We start from the raw sequence: 19,895 nt of genomic DNA on the forward strand, positions 1-19,895 counted from the left end.
AGGATCTATTCATACATGCCAATCTTATATAAAAAATGGTCAAATGAATCATACATAAAAGGATGGATTCTTAAGTGGATTCATATAAAATAATTGCAAACAACATATTGACTTTGTTTCGTTTTTTGATATTACATCTCTTAAGGTATCTAAGCGCTTCTCTAAATCTTTCACTGAACCAGCAAGCTCTATTTTCAAAGCTGCTTTCAGTAAATCAAAAACCCCATGAAGCGGCGCATGTACAAATCCGCCTCCTGAATACAAAACAACCCGTACTTGAGACGGGTCGCTAAGCTCTGATATCGCAAACGGTTTTAATGACATTTCAACTCCTCATGTTTTGATCCCATAAACTACACTCACATTAACTGGACGCGTTTCTGCACCTCCAAATATCTCTGCCATAAGATAATGTTCATGATGTTCTTGGTCATGAACTCCCTCTATTATAGGTGTCGAATGATATAAAAAACCAGAAAGAAGGTTCCTCATAAACCAAGGTAAACGCGGCGGCTTGTCTTTTTCTGTAAACCAAAAGGGAGTCTCTACCTGTGGACTTTCTGCTATTTGGTCAAATTCTTGATTACACTTGTTCAAAGCATCCCCGTCTAAGCCTAAACACTCTTCATCTATAGCTCTCTTGCGCCTTGTCACAAGCGCTTCAGTAGAAGAAACATCGCGTTTATTTCGAGAAGAACCACCATCGGGAAATGCTGGACCGATAAAATGTTCATGCGATTTTAAAGAATAACCTTGCAAACTCGCAAAAGAACGCCAAGGGTCTATATTGCGTTCATCATCAAGACCCCGTAAAAACATCCCTCGAAAATCAGGAACATTAAACGTCTCAACACCATCCCCTTCACCCCAAACCGTTCCTATCGCACAAAATAAATCCCAATAAACAAACCGTGAATAAGATTTCCCATCACATAATAACCAACCTTCCGGCAACCGTTCCATTGCAAATGAACCTATCAGACCAGAAGGTAAACGTTTCAAAGAAAAAACTTTCACTCTTGTGGGATTGAGAACTTGCCAACCTGTTATATCTTCATCATAAATAATTGTATAAACACATCCCTGTTGAATCTCCCCTCCTGATAAAGCCGACAAACCGGTTTCTGTTGCTTTATAAACGGGTTGAGCAGCTAAGTTATTCAAAGCAATCATTGTCGCCCCAACATTCTTACCCGTCGCTTTAAAACAAAACGATATCCCATTCTTGTACGCTAAAAACTGTGATGCACTTTCAAGCCTTATCAAAGTCGTTTGATCATTATTAACCGTAACATTCCCTTCAAGCACTCCACTCGTATCTGATAAATACTCACGTACCCTTTGCATCATCACACGAGCACTATTATTAACACTGCTAGGATGCTGTCCTTCTGACCAATCAATCAAAGAATCAGAACGCGTATTATCCGACGCGTTAAGCGACCAATCATAAATCGTTGACATCTTAACCTCACGTCTTAATCCCAAAGACAACACTCATATTAATCGGACGTGTTTCACTGTCGCTAGAACTTTCCAAAGCGACATCACGCATATGTATATAAGAAATGGGAAAGGTCATCTTATGATTAAGACGTATATCCTTTGCACTCACCTTCAAATATTCAGCTAACTTTAACCTTTGCTGTTCATTAAACTCATACCCCCAAAAAACCGTTACATTACCATACCAATTATCCGTATGGCCATCATTATTTAAAAAAGTAAATTTTGCCCCAGAATGATCATGCTTTCTCATACTATCATTTTGTAATGTGCCTAAATAACGCAGGTAGTCTATCCTGCGGTCAGAATAACCTCCACCATTATCAACACCACGCAAAAAAACTCCACGCAAATCAGGAACATTAAACTTACTATAATTCTCACTGCTCCCCCACCTGGTCCCTATCGCGTCATAAAGAGCCCTATATTCACTACGCAAATAAGCCTTTCCATCACATAACAACCAGCCTTTCGGTAAAACTTGCATCCCAAAAGCCACTATTGTCCCTGGTGGACAAACAGGTATAACCGGTCTTTGCAATAAAGAAACAGGCGTAGGATTTAAAACTTGCCAATCTTCATCCCTGTAAACCAATGTATAAATGCAACCTTGTTGAATCTCCCCTCCTGATAAAGCCGACAAACCGGTTTCTGTTGCTTTATAAACGGGTTGAGCAGCTAAGTTATTCAAAGCAATCATTGTCGCCCCAACATTCTTACCCGTCGCTTTAAAACAAAACGATATCCCATTCTTGTACGCTAAAAACTGTGATGCACTTTCAAGCCTTATCAAAGTCGTTTGATCATTATTAACCGTAACATTCCCTTCAAGCACTCCACTCGTGTCTGATAAATACTCACGTACCCTTTGCATCATCACACGAGCACTATTATTAACACTGCTAGGACGTTGTCCCTCCGACCAATCAATTAAAGAATCGCTATAGGCATTCTTAGAGGCCGTTAAAGACCAATCATAAACTGTTGACATCTTAACCTCATGTCTTGATCGCAAACAGTAAAGAAACATTTACAGGACGCGTCTCACTGTCGCCAAAACTTTTCAAAATAACATCTTTACTATCATCAAAGTTATAGGGCTCTGTAATGTAGCCACGTATATTCTCAGAATCTACACCTGTAAACTTCGATAACCCCCAACGTTCAAAAAAGCCTGCCCTATAACCCAATACAACGGTCGTATTTCCATCCCAATAATTTTCATTGCTCGTAAAATGAGATCTCGAAATAGACTGACCTTTATGTTGGTGGGACTGCACTAAATCTGCCTGTAGACTCCCAAAAAGACGATTAGGATCTATATTGCGTCCATTATCAACTCCACGCAAAAAAACTCCACGCAAATCAGGAACATTAAACGTCTCAACACCATCCCCTTCACCCCAAACCGTTCCTATCATCTCAAACAAATCACTATAATCGCGGCGCAAATAAGATTTCCCATCACAGGATAACCAACCTTCAGGAATACTGCGCATCCCAAATGCCCCTATAAAGCCTGTGGGATAAAGACTGATTTTTTCCAATTCTGAAAAAATAGGTGTAGGATTAACAAGATGCCAACCTTCATACCTGTAAACCAATGTATAAATGCAACCTTGTTGAATCTCCCCTCCTGATAAAGCCGACAAACCGGTTTCTGTTGCTTTATAAACGGGTTGAGCAGCTAAGTTATTCAAAGCAATCATTGTCGCCCCAACATTCTTACCCGTCGCTTTAAAACAAAACGATATCCCATTCTTGTACGCTAAAAACTGTGATGCACTTTCAAGCCTTATCAAAGTCGTTTGATCATTATTAACCGTAACATTCCCTTCAAGCACTCCACTCGTGTCTGATAAATACTCACGTACCCTTTGCATCATCACACGAGCACTATTATTAACACTGCTAGGATGCTGTCCTTCTGACCAATCAATCAAAGAATCAGAACGCGTATTATCCGACGCGTTAAGCGACCAATCATAAATCGTTGACATAACTGTGAATCCTACTTCCGATAAAATGGTCCGTAAAATGCCTGCATGAATTGCGTCATCAAAGGATTATCATCACCACTCTCTTCTTCTTCCGAAGACTCTTCTTGTGATGCTACTAATACCCGTAAAACCTCTAACATGTTGTCTCTATTGCCAAAACCACCCTGTGCTATAGGACTTGCTCTATAAGGATTCCTCCCATACATCTGTAGCACGCGGTTGACAAAATCACCTGCACGCATACTGCTGTTGCCACCATTCAAACCAACCGCATTACTGCCAACAATTTGCGCTGCATTGGCATGGGGATTTTGTAAAAGGCGGGCGGCTCCTCCTGCCCCTTGTTGATGTGCTAAATACAATTCTGCTTCACTGGGTGCTCTTCCCAAAACACGGCTTAAATGATTGCGATTATCAAGGGTCAACCGTCCCATGGCATCTGCCGCTTGCATGGGGTCAAAACGATCTTGCAAGCCATATTGTTTGGCTGTGCTGTCTATAAATTGGTACAACCCACCCGCCGAAGAACGGGAATTCCTTGCATTGGGATTGCCTCCACTTTCCACTTGTGCAACACGGTATAAATAACTCTCTGGCAAGCCATAACGTGCTGCTGTCTGACGTATCGCTTGATCTACGGAAGGTCTATAACGGGTCATTTCGCATACTCTATTGAAGCACTAGGACCTAGCCCTTTTGCTATAGCTCTAGAAACAAGCTTAAAGCCCCCATCTGTTAACACTCCTCTGTGATGCCACTTCAAAGCGCTTTGAATCAGTTGTGCAACTTCATTTCTCTCCATTCCTTTAACGCCAAAAGTTGCTAACTTTGCTATTCCGCGCTCTAGCTCTTGCCTTGCCCGTAGCGCCTCCGGGGCATTCGGGTGGAAAAATATATTTCGTACTAATTTAAAGCCTTGAACTGGGATATCAGGAATACTCTGTGGTACACGAACTCCATCAACAAGAGAAACCTCAGGAACGCCTTCAAATTCTTGATAACCTTTTTTTGACGCATCGGAATAGAACTTTTCTTGATCTACCGCCTTTTTAAAAGTAGAAAACCGTTTAGGTCCTATGATCTTTTCAAGATTCTCAGATGCAAGATTTTGTTTTAAAAGTTTAGAAAATTCATTAATAGGGTCATCATTTTTGGTAAGTAAATCATCTAATGCATCTCTCATACCCATCTTATAGGTATTGTTTTTATCTGCCCAATTGCCTTTATAGAGATTTTCCTTAACTGCATCCCTCTCAACACTTTTTTCAAGTTTCGTGCCAAAAGCTTGCCTACCCTTCTCAAAACTATCTGCAAAGTCTTTGAACTTTGCTGCACTATCGCGTGCTGCTTTATAAGTAGGAGAGATTTCATCCATTATTTTTACTAAATCCTGTTTGAGGATTTCGTATCCTAAAATCTTTTGGTTATCGCCAAATCTTTCACTTTTTTTGATTAAATCATCAAGAGACTTCTTGGTTTGATCTAATAACTCTATCGTAGGTTTATAGTTTATACTGCTAAACCTTCTATCATAAAATCGTCTAGGATTTATACTGAGGGGATGTTCTTCTAAAGTCTTAACAGCTTCTTTGAGGGCTCTTTGAAACCCTTTATTTTCAAAAAGTTTATTAAGAGCTGGATAATGCTCTTGTCCTATTGGAGTTTGCCTTGCTTGTTCATAGAGATGATCATGCGCTTCTTTTCCTTGCCATTTAAGCGTCCTGCTTAAAGTATCTCTATGCTGGTATGGCGCAATTATCTGCTCCATCACATCATCAAGACGTTGAACAGAACCGCCTAATCTTTTCTTATGCGCTTGTTTCAAAATATTATAAACATCTTCATTGGTTTTAGATGAATTCCACAAAGCCTGTCGTAGTTTTTCATTAATGTCTGTCAAAAATACCTCATGAGGTTCTTTCTCAAGGCGTTCAGTGAGGTTTTTCGTTTTATTATCGTAAAGCTGTTTAGCAACTTCTCTCAAAGCTTTATTGGAAACCTCTTTACGATCTGGATTAAAAACTCTCCTTATAATTGGAGTATCCTTTACAAGATTTCCTGCACCACGAACTACCTTAGAAATTCCCATACCTCCTAAAGTAGCAACCGGTGTCAAAACAGCGCCACCCGCAGCACCAGCTAACGCCGAGTTCACCGTATCATTGTACCCCTCTCCTGCACCAGAACCATGTAAAGCGCCAGAACCCGCCCCAACAAGAGCTCCCCTACCCAAACTTCCTAAAGTTGATCCTGCTCGCAAAAAATTTAATGCGGGGATACCAAAAGATGCTAATGTTGGTAAAATCGAACCAGCAATATAAGCACCAGAAGACAACCATGGATGTTTTTCTTGCAAGGCTTTTTGGTAAGCACGTTCCTTGGCTACTCTTCTATTATAAACCTCTTCTGCTTTCTTATCACCACGCCAATAATCTGTAAAACCTGCTTCATTCGCCGCCTGTATCTCATCACTGTACCCTGCTGTAAGACCAGATGTACCATGGCTTCTAACAGCATCCCACCACGTAAGATCTTTATCATCAAATGAGAAATCATCTGTTGTAGTTGATTGATCTGCTGTATTTTGTTGACCTTCAGAAAAAGAATTAGATAGCTTCGCAATCTCAGTAGGATCTTCAACTACGCGGAAACGTGTTCCGTTCTTAGCATATACATATCGAGGAGAAGATGAAGAAGAATTGTTAGTATGTGATCTTATAATCTTTTCAATCTCAGCAGGATCTTCAACTACACGAAAACGTGTTCCATTCTTAGCATATACATATTGAGAATTAGTCACACCAGAAGTCTTATAAGGGTCCATTACTATTTCTCCTTAACCAGAACTTTACCATTAGAACTATCAATAAAGTAAGTTATGTTCCCGTTTCTTGTTGCTTCTTCTACACCCATCTTTGGTAACTGACTGTTATATCCTTTCTGAAAACCTGTAGAATGCAATTGGGATGTGACTTTATCAACATTCTCTTGCGTTAATGCAATGTTGCCGTTTTCTAACAAGGATAATACGTCTGATTTCATCTTACCCAAAATCTCATGGATTTTTTTCAATCTAAACAACAGCTCTTTATGACCCAAGTTGTACTTTATCTCTCCTAAATAGCTCTTTAATATATCAAGCTCTTTTTCTGTGAGGTTACCCAAACCTGATGCGCCATTACGTGAATACCGCCTCATCGTTTCTAAACGGTCAATACCTATACGGTTTTTAATGGAATCAAGCAGTGAACTCATATCACGGTGTTGAGGAACACCTAATTTAGCTTGTAAAGCAGCCGAATTACCTGTAGCCCATTCACCAGTCTCTTCTATATAATTCATAAAACGTTCAATGTCATGGAGTGTATTACTACTGATAGCTTCACTATTTTTAAGCTCTATCGTTTCTCGTAAGCGATCCAATTCTTCTTTAGATCTAGCGTCATAACCACCGTTCACTTTTTGTAATAGAAAAGCATTCAATGCATCTTTATTCCCCGCCATGAACTGCGCTTCTTCTTCGCTATAGCCTTTAGATTTTAGGTATTCGACGGTCTGATTAACCTGCCCTCTTTGTTTATCACCTTCATTAAGACGCTTCACACCACTTGCAAGCGCATCCCACCCAGAACCGTCTGATGAAGATTCTGCCATACCTGCAAAAAGATCTTTGAGTTTCTGATACGCATCTGATTGAAAAAACTTATAAGTATTGGACTGTAAAAATTTCTCTGCATCTGTTGGTTCAGGAGGCGATGTTGGGAAAGCGGGTGCTAATGATTGCGTTTGTTCATTAACATGAGGTTTTAGTTCTTGTGGAGTATTCTCTAGTGCACTTGGCATGGGTGGATGTTGATCAAATCCAAGAGGCATTTCTGTTCTAGGAGCCGTATAGGGCATAAATGGTCCATATGGATTCAGACTATTCTGTAAATAGGGGTTGGATGGAGCATGTGCTTTCTCTGGTGTAATCATACTTTCAATAGCTGATCCCCCAACCGTAAATGCAGTGGCTTTAGGGTACTTTTTTGCTAATTTCCCCACGGGGCTATTTATTATTAATTGTCCCAATCTATTCGCCCCTGTAACCGCTTTAGGAGCAAAATACCTAAAAATATGAGGTGCAGCTCTCGCAGACATTAAACCTGCAAAAGATAATGGAAATAATAATGGAAATGCCATCACACTCTCCTACAAAACTATTCTTTAACTATTCTACAGAGCTCACTTTTGATTCATGTAATCTAAAAAAGCATAGGGGGCTCCTGCTGCCAACGCTGCTCCCATTGGACCACCTGCCATGTAACCAAAAGCCACCGGTGCTGCTTGAAGTGCTAAAGAACCTATAGTCCCTGCATTTTTCCACGGATTATTGCCCTCTATCTTAGAAATTGTATGATTATTCATCGTCGTGCCGTAATCTCTTGCAAAGCCATGACCGGCGTTCATAAGCATATTCAACCTATTCCAGCCACTATTGTCTTGTTCCAGCCAATGTTCACGATTGGCATCAATAACTCTTTGATTGTGAGCATCAAGCACTCCTCCCCCCTGTATAGCATTGGAATAAGCATTGCCATAACCCTGTAAGAAGTTATTTGATGCTCCCAACTGATTTTGATTGGCTTGGTCTATAATGGCGTTGGCTTGCATCATGCGATCCGCATCACGATTAAATTGCTCTAACATAGCACGAGCATATATAGAATCTCTTCCTTTCCGCACTTCCTCTCTGTGATCCGGAGTTGCATAACGACCAATCCCTGAGAAATATCTGTTAATTTGAGTATCTGAGTCATCTAACGCTTCTTGAAGTGCTCGTTTGAAATACGAATTTTCTCCCATCATACCACCAGAAGCCATATGTTGAAGATTCATGGCTGCCGACGTTGGATTATAGATTGTATTCATCAAAGAGCGATTTTGATAATGATGAGGAATACTCCCAAAACCACTAATACCATAGCGCGTTTGATCACTTAACGGGGCAATACGAGGTCCCCTATACACATTACCCCCAATCCCTGTGTCATACATTTGATACGCATCCCTACCCCCACGCTTAAATACATTCTCCATCCAAGCGGGAGGAGTGCTTGTCTGCACCTGCTTCTGTTCTGTTGTTGTTGGTTTTTTGCTCCCCATTTCATAATTCCTTCCTGTAATAAAGCATATCTATGCCATAGCCTTGCTTTTCCAATGCGCGCTTCCAACCTAAACGCCCCAAGATCTCTATCTCAAAAGCGCCATTCTCACGCGCCCAATCTTCTGCAACTTGTAAATTGTCAACCAAATCAAGAACGCCATTGCCACTACACTCACAAATCAGAGCGCGCTTCCTTCCTAAAACTGTCTGTTGTATCTGGGTCGTGACTACCGCTAAAAATCGCTCTTCATCATCCAAAACAAGCCATAACTGTTTCTTACCACTGCAAATAGATTCAATGAGTTCTTGCAACGTAATTTCATGTTTGAAACGCTCTACATACTCATTAAAAGATGCAACGATTTCTTCAAGATAAGGGGTTATACGCTCCATATCCCAAGAACTGGTCAAAAAGACTTTTGCCATTACCCCCTACCAAAAGGATGTAAATCCACATTAAAACCCGTTATCATTGTCCAAGGTTCATCCTTAGGAATGCGTAATTTAAACCGGTGATAACGATTGCGCGAACGACCGTGATAAGCGCCCGTGACATATGAACACACCCTCTCCTTATGCCATGTGATCGGTGCCTGATTATTGCGAAGACGACGTTCCCCTATGCTTACAAAACCTTGCGTCGTATCAACTTCGGCAAACATTTTCGTGATAAAGTTAAAACTTCCATCCGGTGCCCCCATCTCTTGTGAAACAACCGTTGCCTCCATCGGGGCTCCTGTAAACATAACAAGCCGATTGTTTTCATCCAAAGCACCAAGCATTGGAGCGCCACTTTGCCAACGGGGGCTGTCTAAAGAAGCCGGCAATGCCTCAAGATTGATCGAAACCTCATCCAATTGGTCTAAAGTATAGCCTGCCGTGAACACTGGAAAGAACATGAAAGGCTCTCCCTGGATCGTCGACCATTTCTGCAAACCCCAATCGTAAACAAAGGTAGTTTGTTCGTTATTGTAACTTTTTAAGGACCAGTAAACGCGATTATGAACAGGGTCTATCACCGCTTTCATCTCATCAAGAGCCAGCTTATCAAAGGTCGAAAACACTGTTCGGTCGACCTTTTCAAAGCCTATCGATAAAAGTTGACCATCAGTACTCATTTGATAAAAGCCGCCATCACCAGCAAAAAAGGCATCACTACCACGACAGGCTATAGATGCTGCACTTCTTGCCCCACGCTTGTCTTGTAGCTTTTGAAAAATGAATGGAACCTTAGACCCTAACGTAAAAGAACCGGCATAAACAGCAGAACGTAGAAAAACAATTGGATTGCTCGATTCTGTTGCACCCTGCACATGTTCACCATCATTAAAGTCATGATAATAACAATCTTTAACACCAACCGTCCAATGTGTCGCATCATTGAGACCTGACCAATGGATACGATTAGGATTATCTGTCAATTGCATCAAACAAACAAAATCGCCCCAAACTTTCACCAAACCTGCTTTGGGGGGATTGCCTCCTAAATCTTCAAATTGTTGAGAATTGCGAACCTTTAAAACTTGCGGTTTATCATTTTTATTCACCGCAATGACAACATCACCGAACAACACAAACGACCATTTGTTCTCATCATTTGCCTGATACGTCACACCATTTTGACTGATGTCTTGCCAACTACGCGTTTGGCTATCATAAGCATAAAGCTTTTTAGCTCCTCCTACGATTATCTTAACACCATTACCACTTCTAAAGGCGATTGAACCCAAGGGCTTTTCTTCCAAAGGATTAGAAACAACCATTGCATTAGGCATGGGTATATAACCGCCATCGGCCGGTAAAACATTCACAAGTGTATCCGTAAAACTGCCGTTGACAACCGCAACATCCGGTCTGTAATCGGCTACTGGAAAATAAACCATCTTAAAAATCCGTTGGTATTATTCGGGTCACGTTATGACGTTGAGACGTCTCTGCACGCAATTCATGCAACTGTTCATTAAAGTCATTGTAAGCTGCCGTTGTACAATCGGGGTCTTTCAAAATATTCTTGTACAGTTCATATTTTGCACGCGCTTTGATCAAATCAAACCCATAGATAAACCATGGATGCTCCTCATCAATACTCTCTATCTCTGAGAAGCGCTGTGGAGAAAGAAGAAGTTGAATCTGATAAGCCCTATCCGGTGTGGGATAAAAATGTAATTTCCGATCAAAATAACTGTAACAAAATGGCGTTCCCTGCTGTCCTGAGGATAATGAAGATTCTAAGGAACGATGGATTCTGCGCTCCAATTCAATCTTCTTATGCCCTGAATTAAGAAACAATGTTTTTATTTTAACAGCACTTTCAATATCGCGGCTATCCATTGCATCATAAACACTCTGTCCCGCACGTGTCTGAAACACAACATAACGGCTTTCGTTAAAGTAAAAACTTTCTCTCTCACAAAAACGAATAGCAGAAAATATACTTTCTTGTATTTGCACGACATACTCATCCGTGGTGTCATCAATCTCATCTTGGATAACCGACACCAAATGCGAAAGCGTTCTCCTATGACGATAAACATTTTGGCTCGCCGGTATTGCTCCCCCTGTTTTAACCCGAATATAATGACGCGTCATCAAAATACCTTTTCAATGATACAAAAATTATAAACTAACTTGACATTACATACTGTGTGCACTATAATGCACCAATGGTAGCGATAATAAAAACAACAGATGAATTCGATGAATGGTTAGAAAAGCTTAAAGACAGAAAAGCTGCCGATATAATTCTTACAAGACTTCATAGAATTCGTTCAGGACTTTTGGGTGATGTGAAGTTTTTTAATGGCATAGGTGAATTACGTATCCACTATGGTACTGGTTACAGAATTTATTTCACAAAAAAAGGCGATAAAATCGTTATATTGCTTTGGGGTGGTAATAAATCCACACAATCTAATGATATTCAAAAAGCCTTATCTATTTTAGAGGATCTTAAAAATGAAATTGAAAACCTTTAACTTTGAAAAACACCTCACAACTCCAGAATCTCAAGAATTCTTTTTAAATGAAGCCTTCAAAACTGGTGATGCTGCTCATATAGCGGATGCCCTTGGTATTGTTGCTCGTGCACAAAATATGCGCGCCTTAGCAAAAGCAACCAATCGCGAACGTAGTGGGTTATACCGTTCTTTAAGCAAAACAGGTGACCCTAAGCTTTCTACCTTTGTCGCTGTCTTATCTGCTCTTAATCTACAACTTTCTGTACAGTCTTCTAATTCATAAACTGAGGGGAAGCTAATAGGTCGTTCCCCTCAATTTTAGTGATTGGTTACAAACTCAACAACTATACTTGCTTGACCTGCCTGTACTGTTTTATCTGCTTTTGCATAAAGCGTGACCTCTTTATCATAGGGAACAAATTCTTTTTGATTGCTAGGTTTAACTTCTTTCACTGCCTGTTGTTTGATTTCTGCTTCACCAAATTCAATTCCTCCAGCAGTGCTCCCTATTTTAACCTTCGTGTCCGAAAACGCCGTCTTGACATACACTTTAATCGAAGTAATCAAAGAACCTCGAGGAAGAGTGCCTATCTTCAATACATTTTCTTTATCTTCATAGCTAAAATTAAGACGCAAAAAACTCACTTGCTGAGTATGAAGATTTCTCCCTTGTAAAGGCTGTGGTAAATAATCTGCCATATCTTGTCTCCTCAATGATTTGTCACAAATTGCACAACCACAACACATTTACCAGCATCAGTGGTTTTATCTCTGGTAGCATAAAGGATCATCTCTTTATCCTCTGGAGCAAAAACCTTTTGATCTGTTGGCGTAAAATCTTGCGTATTTTGGTTTTTGATATCTTTTTCGCCAAACTCATTTCCGCCATAAGTGCTGCCAATCTTCAATTTCGTCTCAGAAAACGCTGTCTTCACAAACGCTTTTATGGAAGTGATCAAAGCACCTCGAGGCAATACCCCGATTTTCGTTGTAAGATTCTTCTCTTTATGCGAAATATTCAAACGCAAAAAACTCACTTGCTGAGTATGAAGATTTCTCCCTTGTAAAGGCTGTGGTAAATAATCTGCCATATCTTGTCTCCTCAATGATTACGCTGCTGCTTCACCGCTGTAGGTAGGAATAACAATCGTTCCAAAATCTTGCGCTTTCTGTGCACTACCCGGCATTTGGAAACGAGTTTTCTTCATCCCTATCAAAGTCTTGGCTGCAACACCAAATTCACGTTCATAATCAAAATATTCTTCTTTAAGTGTGTAATGCGTTGCACTGTGATTTTTCCCAAAACCTATAATCGCACTTTGCGCACCTAAGAAAACCGCACGACGCACACCCTTAAACGCTGTATGATCTGTCGATTTAACACCATGGGTGACATGTATAGCTTCACGTAAAACAACACCATTATACATGCCTAGTGAACCATCAAAAATCGGGTTCTTTGCACGAGAGGTTGCATAAACCGATTTTTGGATATCTAACCATTCTCCAGCTTCTGTATTAGTGCGCAATTGCATAACTTGTGTTGGATGCAAATACAAAACATAAACATCATCGCCATTAACATGAACAGGAGAAATTTGCGGATTGGCAAGTTTTGCTTGTTTAACTGCTTCATCAATAAGCTTCAAACTAAAGCTATGTTTGGCTTTATCGGTAAGCTCTTCATCCTTGGTTTTACCATCAGGGCGGATAATACGCTCACTGCTTGGTGCCATGATTTCATTAAAGCCATAATGAACAGGTTTAATGTAAACTTCTCGACCATCAACGCTGATCGTACGCGCTGTATAACCACACACTTGAAGAAAAAACATGATGCTTAAACGATTGGCATACCAGCGAACCAAGCCTTCTTTCGCTTTCTTACGTAAATTCGGAAGGATTCTCTGTTGATCAATCGAGTCATCATTGGCAACACGCGCTGCATGTAAGAGCTCGTTAATCACCAATCGATCGTTCATAAATTGAAGCGCTTCTTCATTGCCCTCTAAGGTTTCGCCTTGCGTGACACCGTCTCCAAAAAGATTGACCAGCAAACTGAACGTAACACTATCCCCTGCGCTCTTATGGGTTTCGTTATAAAGCTGGATAATGCTGTTCGAACTTTTGCCAATAAGAGGGGCAATTTTTGTCGCTTTTAAAACTTCATTGCTTAATTTCTGGGACCACAATTTCACCGATTGCGGATCATGAGTTCCTATATGTGTTGTTGCCATTAATTTCACCTTTCTTTGCTGTAAAAAACCGGCTTTAAGCCGGTGGAAAACCCGCATTAAGGCGGATTATGTTGGAAAACTTATTACCTAATCAGGGTCTGCACCCATAATTTCATAAAAACGGGCTTCATTCTTCGGATTGGATATCCACGTGTTAAATTCTTTTTCTGACATATTCGCAAGAGTTTCTTTAGTCATAGGACCTGTGCTCCCCCCTCCTCCAGATGCTGTTAAGGTTCTCGCAGAATTCTGACGGCTTTGAAGCGCTGCAACTTGATTATTAGCTTGCATCCCTTGGTTTTGATAACCAAGATTTTGCGCTATCCTATAAAGCTCTTCTGCTGGATTTATCCCCTTTTGTGCGCAGGTCGCTACAATCGTTCGTAATTCATCCCCTATAATCGCATCTATCGTGCTCCGTTGCGCATAATTTGGATAAACAGAAGACCAAGCACTTAATTGCTTCGCACGCATCTCATAAAGAAAATCTGCTGCGGCATCAAAGTCACTGTATTTATCTTTGATAGAAGTTACAGAACTTTCTAAAAACTGGTTCAAATATCCATTAAATTCGTGGGATTCAATAGCTTGCCTTTGAACATCCTGTTGTGCCCTAATATAAGCATCTTGCTCTTGAAGTTTTTTCCCCATCCAACCCATATAGCCAATAATGTCTTGTGTCGGATCTGGAGGTCCACCTTCACCTTCAACTACTGGCGATTGAGATTGATGTTCATAAAACTTGACAAGGGCTTCACGAGCCTGATTAGCTTGTTGTTCTGCACGTTGCCGATCCATAGAAACGATTTCTGAAGGTTTGTCAACCGGCTCTGCAACCGGCTCTGCAACCGGCTCTGGAGGTGTAGCATCATTACTCTCAACCGTCTCGACCTCGTAATCGTTCTCAAAAGAGCTCTCATCATCAAAAACCGGTGCTCCAACTCTATAATCTTCATTCATACCTTCATTCATTTCTGCATTCATTCTCTAACCTCTCTCAAATGTTTCTTCCTCGATATGTGGCGGCTCTTTCACGCATGATTTGATTTTGCATTTGTTCATTATAAATACGTTGCCTCTCAAGCTCATGGCGCTGTTGCATGATCTCTGCCTCCAATTCTGCTCTCTTTTGCCGCATGAACAATTCAATCTGTTTTTGTTGCAAATCCATCTGTTGCATCTGACTTTTGGTTGCCATATTCTGTTGCTTTTCTTGCAACTTCATTTCCTGTTCCGGATCCATCTGCTGTTGCTGGGCTTGTTGTGCCATTTGCTGCTGCTGTTGCATCTTCTCACTTACACGGTTAAGCAGAGAAGCAGGCAAAGGCGAATAACGAAGCAAATCAAGCATGATATCCGGTGTTACAGCATTTTGAAGCAACGGTAATAATTGCGTGATAATGCCAAAGGTCCGTTCTTTCTCATTCGGGCTGGTTGGTGCATCATCCACTACAATATCGTAATCTACACTCATCACCGCTTCACGTGTTAAGGGAATATATTGCGCATTCTCCTCACCCGATATCCGCACCAATCGACCATCAGACAAATAATTCTGTATAAGATGTAAAATAATCTTGCCTTGCCTTTTGCGATACAAACGCAAACCATCAAACAGGCAAGCAAGCAGATTTAAACTGGATTGACGCCGTTGTGCTTCCAAAATCCCCGCTTGTGAGACTTCTCTCGTGCCTATAAACTCAGGCGATAAACCCGTAACTTGGTTAATCGCTTCTTTGGCTTCATTAAACAGTTGGAAAAAGCCTGCAGGAAATTGCGCTACGGGTTTAGGCTGTATCTTTCCACCTGCCAAAGCACCATTTTTTAAAACCGTAATACTATCGACCCTGCTCCAACTCCTTACAGCTTCTCTTTCATCTTCAAACGCCCCCCGCTCAGCCATTATCCCACCCTTGGATTGACTATTGAGGATATGCATAACTTGACTGAAATATTTATTTGCCCACCGTTGCGGATCTTTCGTCGGGCGGACAACCCCATAAAATTGCCGTTCTATTTTATCAAAATACCCCGTTATACACTCCCAACCCAATTGACCTGCTGGAACCAAAGGTTGATCAGGAGATTCAAGCAATTTTCTCCCTAAAAAAGCGCGTCTTACAACCTTTTTATTGAAAGCTGCCCCTTGAATATTAGGCATCATGCACTGTAACTGCTTAAATTCCTCTTCGCTATAATCACGCAATTCACCCGTTTCTAAATCGGGCGCCTTGTAATATCGCTCGCTTTCAAACCAGCGGCATTCAACAAGCATGACCATCCGGCGGCCATTTTCAACATCAATGCCCTTCTCATTATCATAAGCTTCAAGATCATTATGATGACCACTTTCATAAGCATCCCCATCACGAGCCCAATCCGCACTCAGTTCACTCCAATGGGCTTTGGGAAACATCTGCTTGGCAACTTCCAAGGGCTTGCGATCTACATACCACATGCGTTGCGCATCCGTTAAATTCGGTTGCACTGCCGCACTATCCCAAACCATTTTCAATGGATCTAAACGTGTAATTACCGGTTCACCATCAAGACTATTCTCATAATCAAGCCGCGTATCGGTCCACCCCATACCGCAAATGACGGAATCTTGGAAAGCATCACTATCCGCGTATTCTGCATGTGCCACGTCTCTAAACCATTCGGCCGCACCGGTAAGCAATTCACTAGGCAATGCCTTACCTACTTGACGGGGTATAAATTGCACTTCTCGCTTATTATTGCGTTCCGAACCCACAACCGCGTTAACTAGCGGAGCAATACGGTTAAAAGTCATAACGGGGCGGCGTTGTTCTTTTAAAGCCGCTAAATCTTGATCATTCCACTGATCACCATTGTAAAATCGAAAATCCTCCCTTGCATGTTCACGCCATTTATTTACATGCTCCACATCTTCTTTGTACCAACTCACAAGCTTACGAAACAAACCTTCTGTAGACAAATCTGAGATGTGATTCTCTTGCTCTAAATGTTCTTTATCATGCATCATTCTGCCATCCATGACGTACTTTCATAAGATTCTCTACTACTATAAGCTGGTCTCTTCTGTTTTTGCGCCGGCTGTTCATAACTCACACACATTAATCCAAAGGCATCTGCCCCATGACTGGACCAATCATGTTCTGCCCCTAAACCAATACCCCGCTTCTCATCCCATTTCTCATGATACCAACTGAGCGCCTTACGACCTGCTACTGTTGTATTCTCATTAAACCAAACAGAAGGTAAAATACGCCGCACTGCCTCTATCCGCATCTTAACAGCACCCGCCCCTTGATTAGGGATTACTTGCGTTTCAAAACCAGCATCATTCAAAGCGCTCTCAAAACTCACATTGTGCACACGGTCTCTTGTTGCACCATCATGAGGCAAAACCATCAATGCCTTCTCATAGCCATTTTGACGTAACCAGCCTATGTGCTCCGATAATGGCTGTCCTTGTGCTTCGTAATAATCAAGCACCCTAATTTCCTTGCCAATAAACTGTGCTATCCATATCGCCGTAGCATCTGCCTTAGCTCCCGTGCCACCAATATCCCAAAAGGCGCGTATCTGCATTAAAGGGTCGCGAGAAACACGCCCTATCCGCCCCTCCTGCTCGGCTGCCAACATTTCCTTTTGATAGTAAGCGCCTTGAACCGCTGTAAGATAAGCCCCTTCCCATATATGCTTATAGGTTTCTGGACGATTTCTAAGGTCATCACGCCGCGCTTCATTCAAAATATTCGGAAACTTCGGATTGTCTGACCAGTTGATCTCTACGCGCTTGATTGCCTCATTGTCTGAAAACCGAAACCGCCTTTCAACAGGGGAACTCTCTCGTAATGGGTTCCAAGTTACCCATAATTCTGCACGCCAACCCTTCCCTTCTTCACGCAATGTTGGTATAAGCGTTTGCCAAGCAGTCTCCGTTACAGGCTCTGCCTCATCAACCCAACAAAGCAAAATGCGACCCATAGACTTAATACTGGCTATATTTCTGTCTAGTCCAGAAAACTGAAAGGCTATGCGACCATCATTTGATCTAATCGAAGATTCCCCAACCTTGTAATAGTCTTTTAAAAAGTCATAGGATTCAATGGCACGCTTAATCTCCTCCAATGAACTTTCTGCAAGCGAATTCTGAAATTGACGTGCACAAAGAATGGTCCCAGATATCCCTCCAATCCCAAATTGATAGCCTTTTAAAGCAGCCATCAAAGCAAATGATCTTGTCTTCCCAGACCCTCTCCCTCCCCAAGCAGCTCGGACCAAAGCATCGCCTGTAAAGATCGGTATAAGTTTTGGGACAATCTTAATCTGTCTTGTCGTCATTCATTCCTAAAGGGGCAATTTCTACACGACCTATGATCTTAATCGACCCCCCATCTTCACCTGTTACCTGTAAAGGCAACACCTTACCAAGCAACGCTAAATAAGCCGCTGGACATTCCATAGCCTGCTTCTCTAAATAAGAAACCAAGCCTTCATTGCCAATTTTATTTCCAGCATTCTCCGCAGCTCTCACCACTGCCTCTTTTAAAATACGGGTCATTTTATTTGGAATGCCTTTAACCCGCCCTTGACCAGCTCTCGGGGGTATGCGTTTTTCGAGTGGTTGTGGAGCCTGCTGTGTATTTTCTGATGTCATAAAATACGCCCTCCAGATAATAAAAAACCCCGCATTTGCGGGGATCTTACACTGCACTGACCATCTTCTAAATACAATACACCTAAGTACAGCAATGTCATTAAATACGATTTGCTACACTTTGTCAACATAAAAATAACACATATTGATATATTCGAAGGAAATCAGTTAAACAGATAAAGTGTATATCAACGTTAGAAATGATGTTTATAAAAAAATCTTTATTTAGAAGCGTATTAAGTATCGCACTTTTGATAACGTGTCTCATATTCCCTTCAAACGGATACGCTGATCTAAATCATGAAATTGCAATAGTAAATGATATGCTTATTTATTTTTATGAATAATTGCACACTTATAAAAAGTGCTTCTGAAGCACGTTAAGAGCAACACGCAGCGAATTCACAAGATGCGGTAATATTTTATCTTCTATAACGAGGTACTGTAGTGCTGCATAAAGATTATACTGTTTATAGAGGCATTGTGCTTCTTTAAGTGCCTCTTGCATATTTATAAACTGCTCTGTTGCGAATTCTACCCACTTGTCTCTTGCCTTATCATCAGAAGATGACGGAATTTCATTATAAACAGCACTTGGCAAGCCTTTTGCACACAAATAGTCGTTTCTTATCTGTAGGTATTGTTGCGCGGCATCATATTGCTCTTGTGTAATCACGCCTTGCAAGCAAAGCCGCCCTATGTAAGTACCAGAGAGTGGATTTTTTGCCTCTTGTAATGTTAAACTAAAGCGTTTTGCACGTATCTCTATTGCCAATTTATCAACGGATTCACCTAGTACTTTTGCACGTGATATACGACCATTGGCTTCTCTTACCTGTCCTGTAATCCTAGGGCGTCCCCTCTTTTTATTTTTTGTCACAACACCGCCTTCTGTTTAAAAAGGAACACCATCATTCATAACGATATGAGACCTATCAAAAGGTCTTTGAAAGCTTTTGTCATAAGCAGACCGATCTTGTTCACCATCATTTTTGCCATCTAAAAGCTTTAAGTCGCCTTTATACTGAGGTAATATGACTTCTGTTATACACCGATCAACACCGTTTTTATCTTGCCATTTCCGGGTTTGTAATCGCCCCTCGATATAGACTTTACTGCCTTTGATAAGATATTGATTTATAATGATAATTTAGCATTATTCATATGGAATTAAAGACCAGAATAACGTAAGATTCTCTCATTTCAAATCTGTTTATCTTGAATCAATCAAAACCACTCATTTGCACATCACAAGTGGGATGAGTGTGTGGATCAAATTTGTATAAGAAAGGAGTAAAAAATGGCTCTTATGAACCGTCTTAATGCAAGATCTGTCGCAACATTGGGGGCTGGCAAATATAATGATGGTGCCGGCTTGCTTCTTCATAAGCGTAAAGATGG

The 19,895-nt window shown here is 41.1% G+C and carries 21 protein-coding genes and 2 pseudogenes; 3 read left to right on the forward strand and 20 right to left on the reverse strand.

Annotated elements, in window-relative coordinates; all coding sequences use genetic code 11:
- Positions 1–48: 48 nt before the first annotated feature.
- Genes GGR08_RS06485 through GGR08_RS06535 form a run of 11 tightly spaced genes read right to left on the reverse strand, consistent with a single transcriptional unit; the run spans position 49 to position 11,241 of the window.
- Positions 49–324: a hypothetical protein gene (locus GGR08_RS06485; protein WP_246350155.1), complete on the reverse strand. Its 276-nt coding sequence runs from the start codon at positions 322–324 to the stop codon at positions 49–51.
- Positions 325–333: 9 nt separating this feature from the next.
- Positions 334–1,464, reverse strand: coding sequence for a phage tail protein (locus tag GGR08_RS06490; protein WP_183194549.1), 1,131 nt, complete (start codon positions 1,462–1,464; stop codon positions 334–336).
- Positions 1,465–1,471: 7 nt separating this feature from the next.
- Complete coding sequence (locus tag GGR08_RS06495; protein ID WP_183194550.1) at positions 1,472–2,497, reverse strand: tail fiber protein; 1,026 nt, start codon at positions 2,495–2,497, stop codon at positions 1,472–1,474.
- 7 nt (positions 2,498–2,504) lie between these two features.
- Positions 2,505–3,506, reverse strand: a complete 1,002-nt coding sequence (locus GGR08_RS06500; RefSeq protein ID WP_183194551.1) for a phage tail protein — start codon at positions 3,504–3,506, stop codon at positions 2,505–2,507.
- Positions 3,507–3,517: 11 nt separating this feature from the next.
- Positions 3,518–4,165: a transglycosylase SLT domain-containing protein gene (locus tag GGR08_RS06505; RefSeq protein ID WP_183194552.1), complete on the reverse strand. Its 648-nt coding sequence runs from the start codon at positions 4,163–4,165 to the stop codon at positions 3,518–3,520.
- Complete coding sequence (locus tag GGR08_RS06510) at positions 4,162–6,330, reverse strand: glycine zipper family protein (protein ID WP_183194553.1); 2,169 nt, start codon at positions 6,328–6,330, stop codon at positions 4,162–4,164. Before GGR08_RS06510 ends, GGR08_RS06505 begins: the two co-directional genes overlap by 4 nt.
- 2 nt (positions 6,331–6,332) lie before the next feature.
- Positions 6,333–7,688 (reverse strand): hypothetical protein, encoded by a 1,356-nt coding sequence (locus GGR08_RS08350; protein ID WP_246350156.1) that lies wholly within the window; start codon positions 7,686–7,688, stop codon positions 6,333–6,335.
- 42 nt (positions 7,689–7,730) lie between these two features.
- Positions 7,731–8,651: a hypothetical protein gene (locus tag GGR08_RS06520; protein ID WP_183194554.1), complete on the reverse strand. Its 921-nt coding sequence runs from the start codon at positions 8,649–8,651 to the stop codon at positions 7,731–7,733.
- A gap of 1 nt (position 8,652) precedes the next feature.
- On the reverse strand, positions 8,653–9,078 hold the full coding sequence (locus tag GGR08_RS06525) for a hypothetical protein (protein ID WP_183194555.1): 426 nt from the start codon (positions 9,076–9,078) through the stop codon (positions 8,653–8,655).
- Positions 9,078–10,535 (reverse strand): hypothetical protein, encoded by a 1,458-nt coding sequence (locus GGR08_RS06530; protein ID WP_183194556.1) that lies wholly within the window; start codon positions 10,533–10,535, stop codon positions 9,078–9,080. The genes GGR08_RS06525 and GGR08_RS06530 overlap by 1 nt, the downstream gene beginning before the upstream one ends.
- A 1-nt stretch (position 10,536) precedes the next feature.
- Complete coding sequence (locus GGR08_RS06535; RefSeq protein ID WP_183194557.1) at positions 10,537–11,241, reverse strand: phage adaptor protein; 705 nt, start codon at positions 11,239–11,241, stop codon at positions 10,537–10,539.
- A gap of 74 nt (positions 11,242–11,315) precedes the next feature.
- Between GGR08_RS06535 and GGR08_RS06540 the strand changes: the two genes are divergently transcribed.
- Positions 11,316–11,627, forward strand: a complete 312-nt coding sequence (locus tag GGR08_RS06540; protein ID WP_183194558.1) for a type II toxin-antitoxin system RelE/ParE family toxin — start codon at positions 11,316–11,318, stop codon at positions 11,625–11,627.
- Positions 11,608–11,892 (forward strand): addiction module antidote protein, encoded by a 285-nt coding sequence (locus GGR08_RS06545; protein ID WP_183194559.1) that lies wholly within the window; start codon positions 11,608–11,610, stop codon positions 11,890–11,892. Before GGR08_RS06540 ends, GGR08_RS06545 begins: the two co-directional genes overlap by 20 nt.
- 35 nt (positions 11,893–11,927) lie before the next feature.
- On the opposite strand, the gene GGR08_RS06550 is transcribed toward GGR08_RS06545, so the two are convergent.
- From GGR08_RS06550 to GGR08_RS06590, 9 genes and pseudogenes are all read right to left on the reverse strand, one after another.
- The gene (locus tag GGR08_RS06550) at positions 11,928–12,308 is read right to left on the reverse strand and encodes a hypothetical protein (RefSeq protein ID WP_183194560.1); all 381 of its coding nucleotides are present in this window, start codon (positions 12,306–12,308) and stop codon (positions 11,928–11,930) included.
- A gap of 11 nt (positions 12,309–12,319) precedes the next feature.
- Positions 12,320–12,700 (reverse strand): hypothetical protein, encoded by a 381-nt coding sequence (locus tag GGR08_RS06555; protein WP_183194561.1) that lies wholly within the window; start codon positions 12,698–12,700, stop codon positions 12,320–12,322.
- Between the two features lie 18 nt (positions 12,701–12,718).
- A complete protein-coding gene (locus tag GGR08_RS06560) occupies positions 12,719–13,846 on the reverse strand; it encodes a N4-gp56 family major capsid protein (protein WP_183194562.1) in 1,128 nt (375 codons plus the stop codon).
- A gap of 87 nt (positions 13,847–13,933) precedes the next feature.
- Positions 13,934–14,830 (reverse strand): hypothetical protein, encoded by an 897-nt coding sequence (locus tag GGR08_RS06565; protein WP_183194563.1) that lies wholly within the window; start codon positions 14,828–14,830, stop codon positions 13,934–13,936.
- Between the two features lie 13 nt (positions 14,831–14,843).
- The gene (locus GGR08_RS06570) at positions 14,844–16,865 is read right to left on the reverse strand and encodes a portal protein (protein ID WP_183194564.1); all 2,022 of its coding nucleotides are present in this window, start codon (positions 16,863–16,865) and stop codon (positions 14,844–14,846) included.
- Positions 16,850–18,178 carry a PBSX family phage terminase large subunit gene (locus tag GGR08_RS06575; RefSeq protein ID WP_183194565.1) on the reverse strand — a complete coding sequence of 443 codons (1,329 nt, stop codon included), beginning with the start codon at positions 18,176–18,178 and terminating at the stop codon, positions 16,850–16,852. The genes GGR08_RS06570 and GGR08_RS06575 overlap by 16 nt, the downstream gene beginning before the upstream one ends.
- Positions 18,159–18,494: a hypothetical protein gene (locus GGR08_RS06580; RefSeq protein ID WP_183194566.1), complete on the reverse strand. Its 336-nt coding sequence runs from the start codon at positions 18,492–18,494 to the stop codon at positions 18,159–18,161. The genes GGR08_RS06575 and GGR08_RS06580 overlap by 20 nt, the downstream gene beginning before the upstream one ends.
- Before the next feature lie 355 nt (positions 18,495–18,849).
- On the reverse strand, positions 18,850–19,374 hold the full coding sequence (locus tag GGR08_RS06585) for a hypothetical protein (protein WP_183194567.1): 525 nt from the start codon (positions 19,372–19,374) through the stop codon (positions 18,850–18,852).
- Positions 19,375–19,389: 15 nt separating this feature from the next.
- Positions 19,390–19,629 (reverse strand): annotated as a pseudogene (locus tag GGR08_RS06590) (single-stranded DNA-binding protein); the annotation flags it as partial.
- Positions 19,630–19,794: 165 nt separating this feature from the next.
- Here GGR08_RS06590 and GGR08_RS06595 point away from each other — a divergent pair.
- Positions 19,795–19,895 (forward strand): annotated as a pseudogene (locus tag GGR08_RS06595) (integrase); the annotation flags it as partial.

It is taken from the genome of Bartonella fuyuanensis (genome assembly GCF_014197255.1).
Taxonomy (GTDB): domain Bacteria; phylum Pseudomonadota; class Alphaproteobacteria; order Rhizobiales; family Rhizobiaceae; genus Bartonella; species Bartonella fuyuanensis.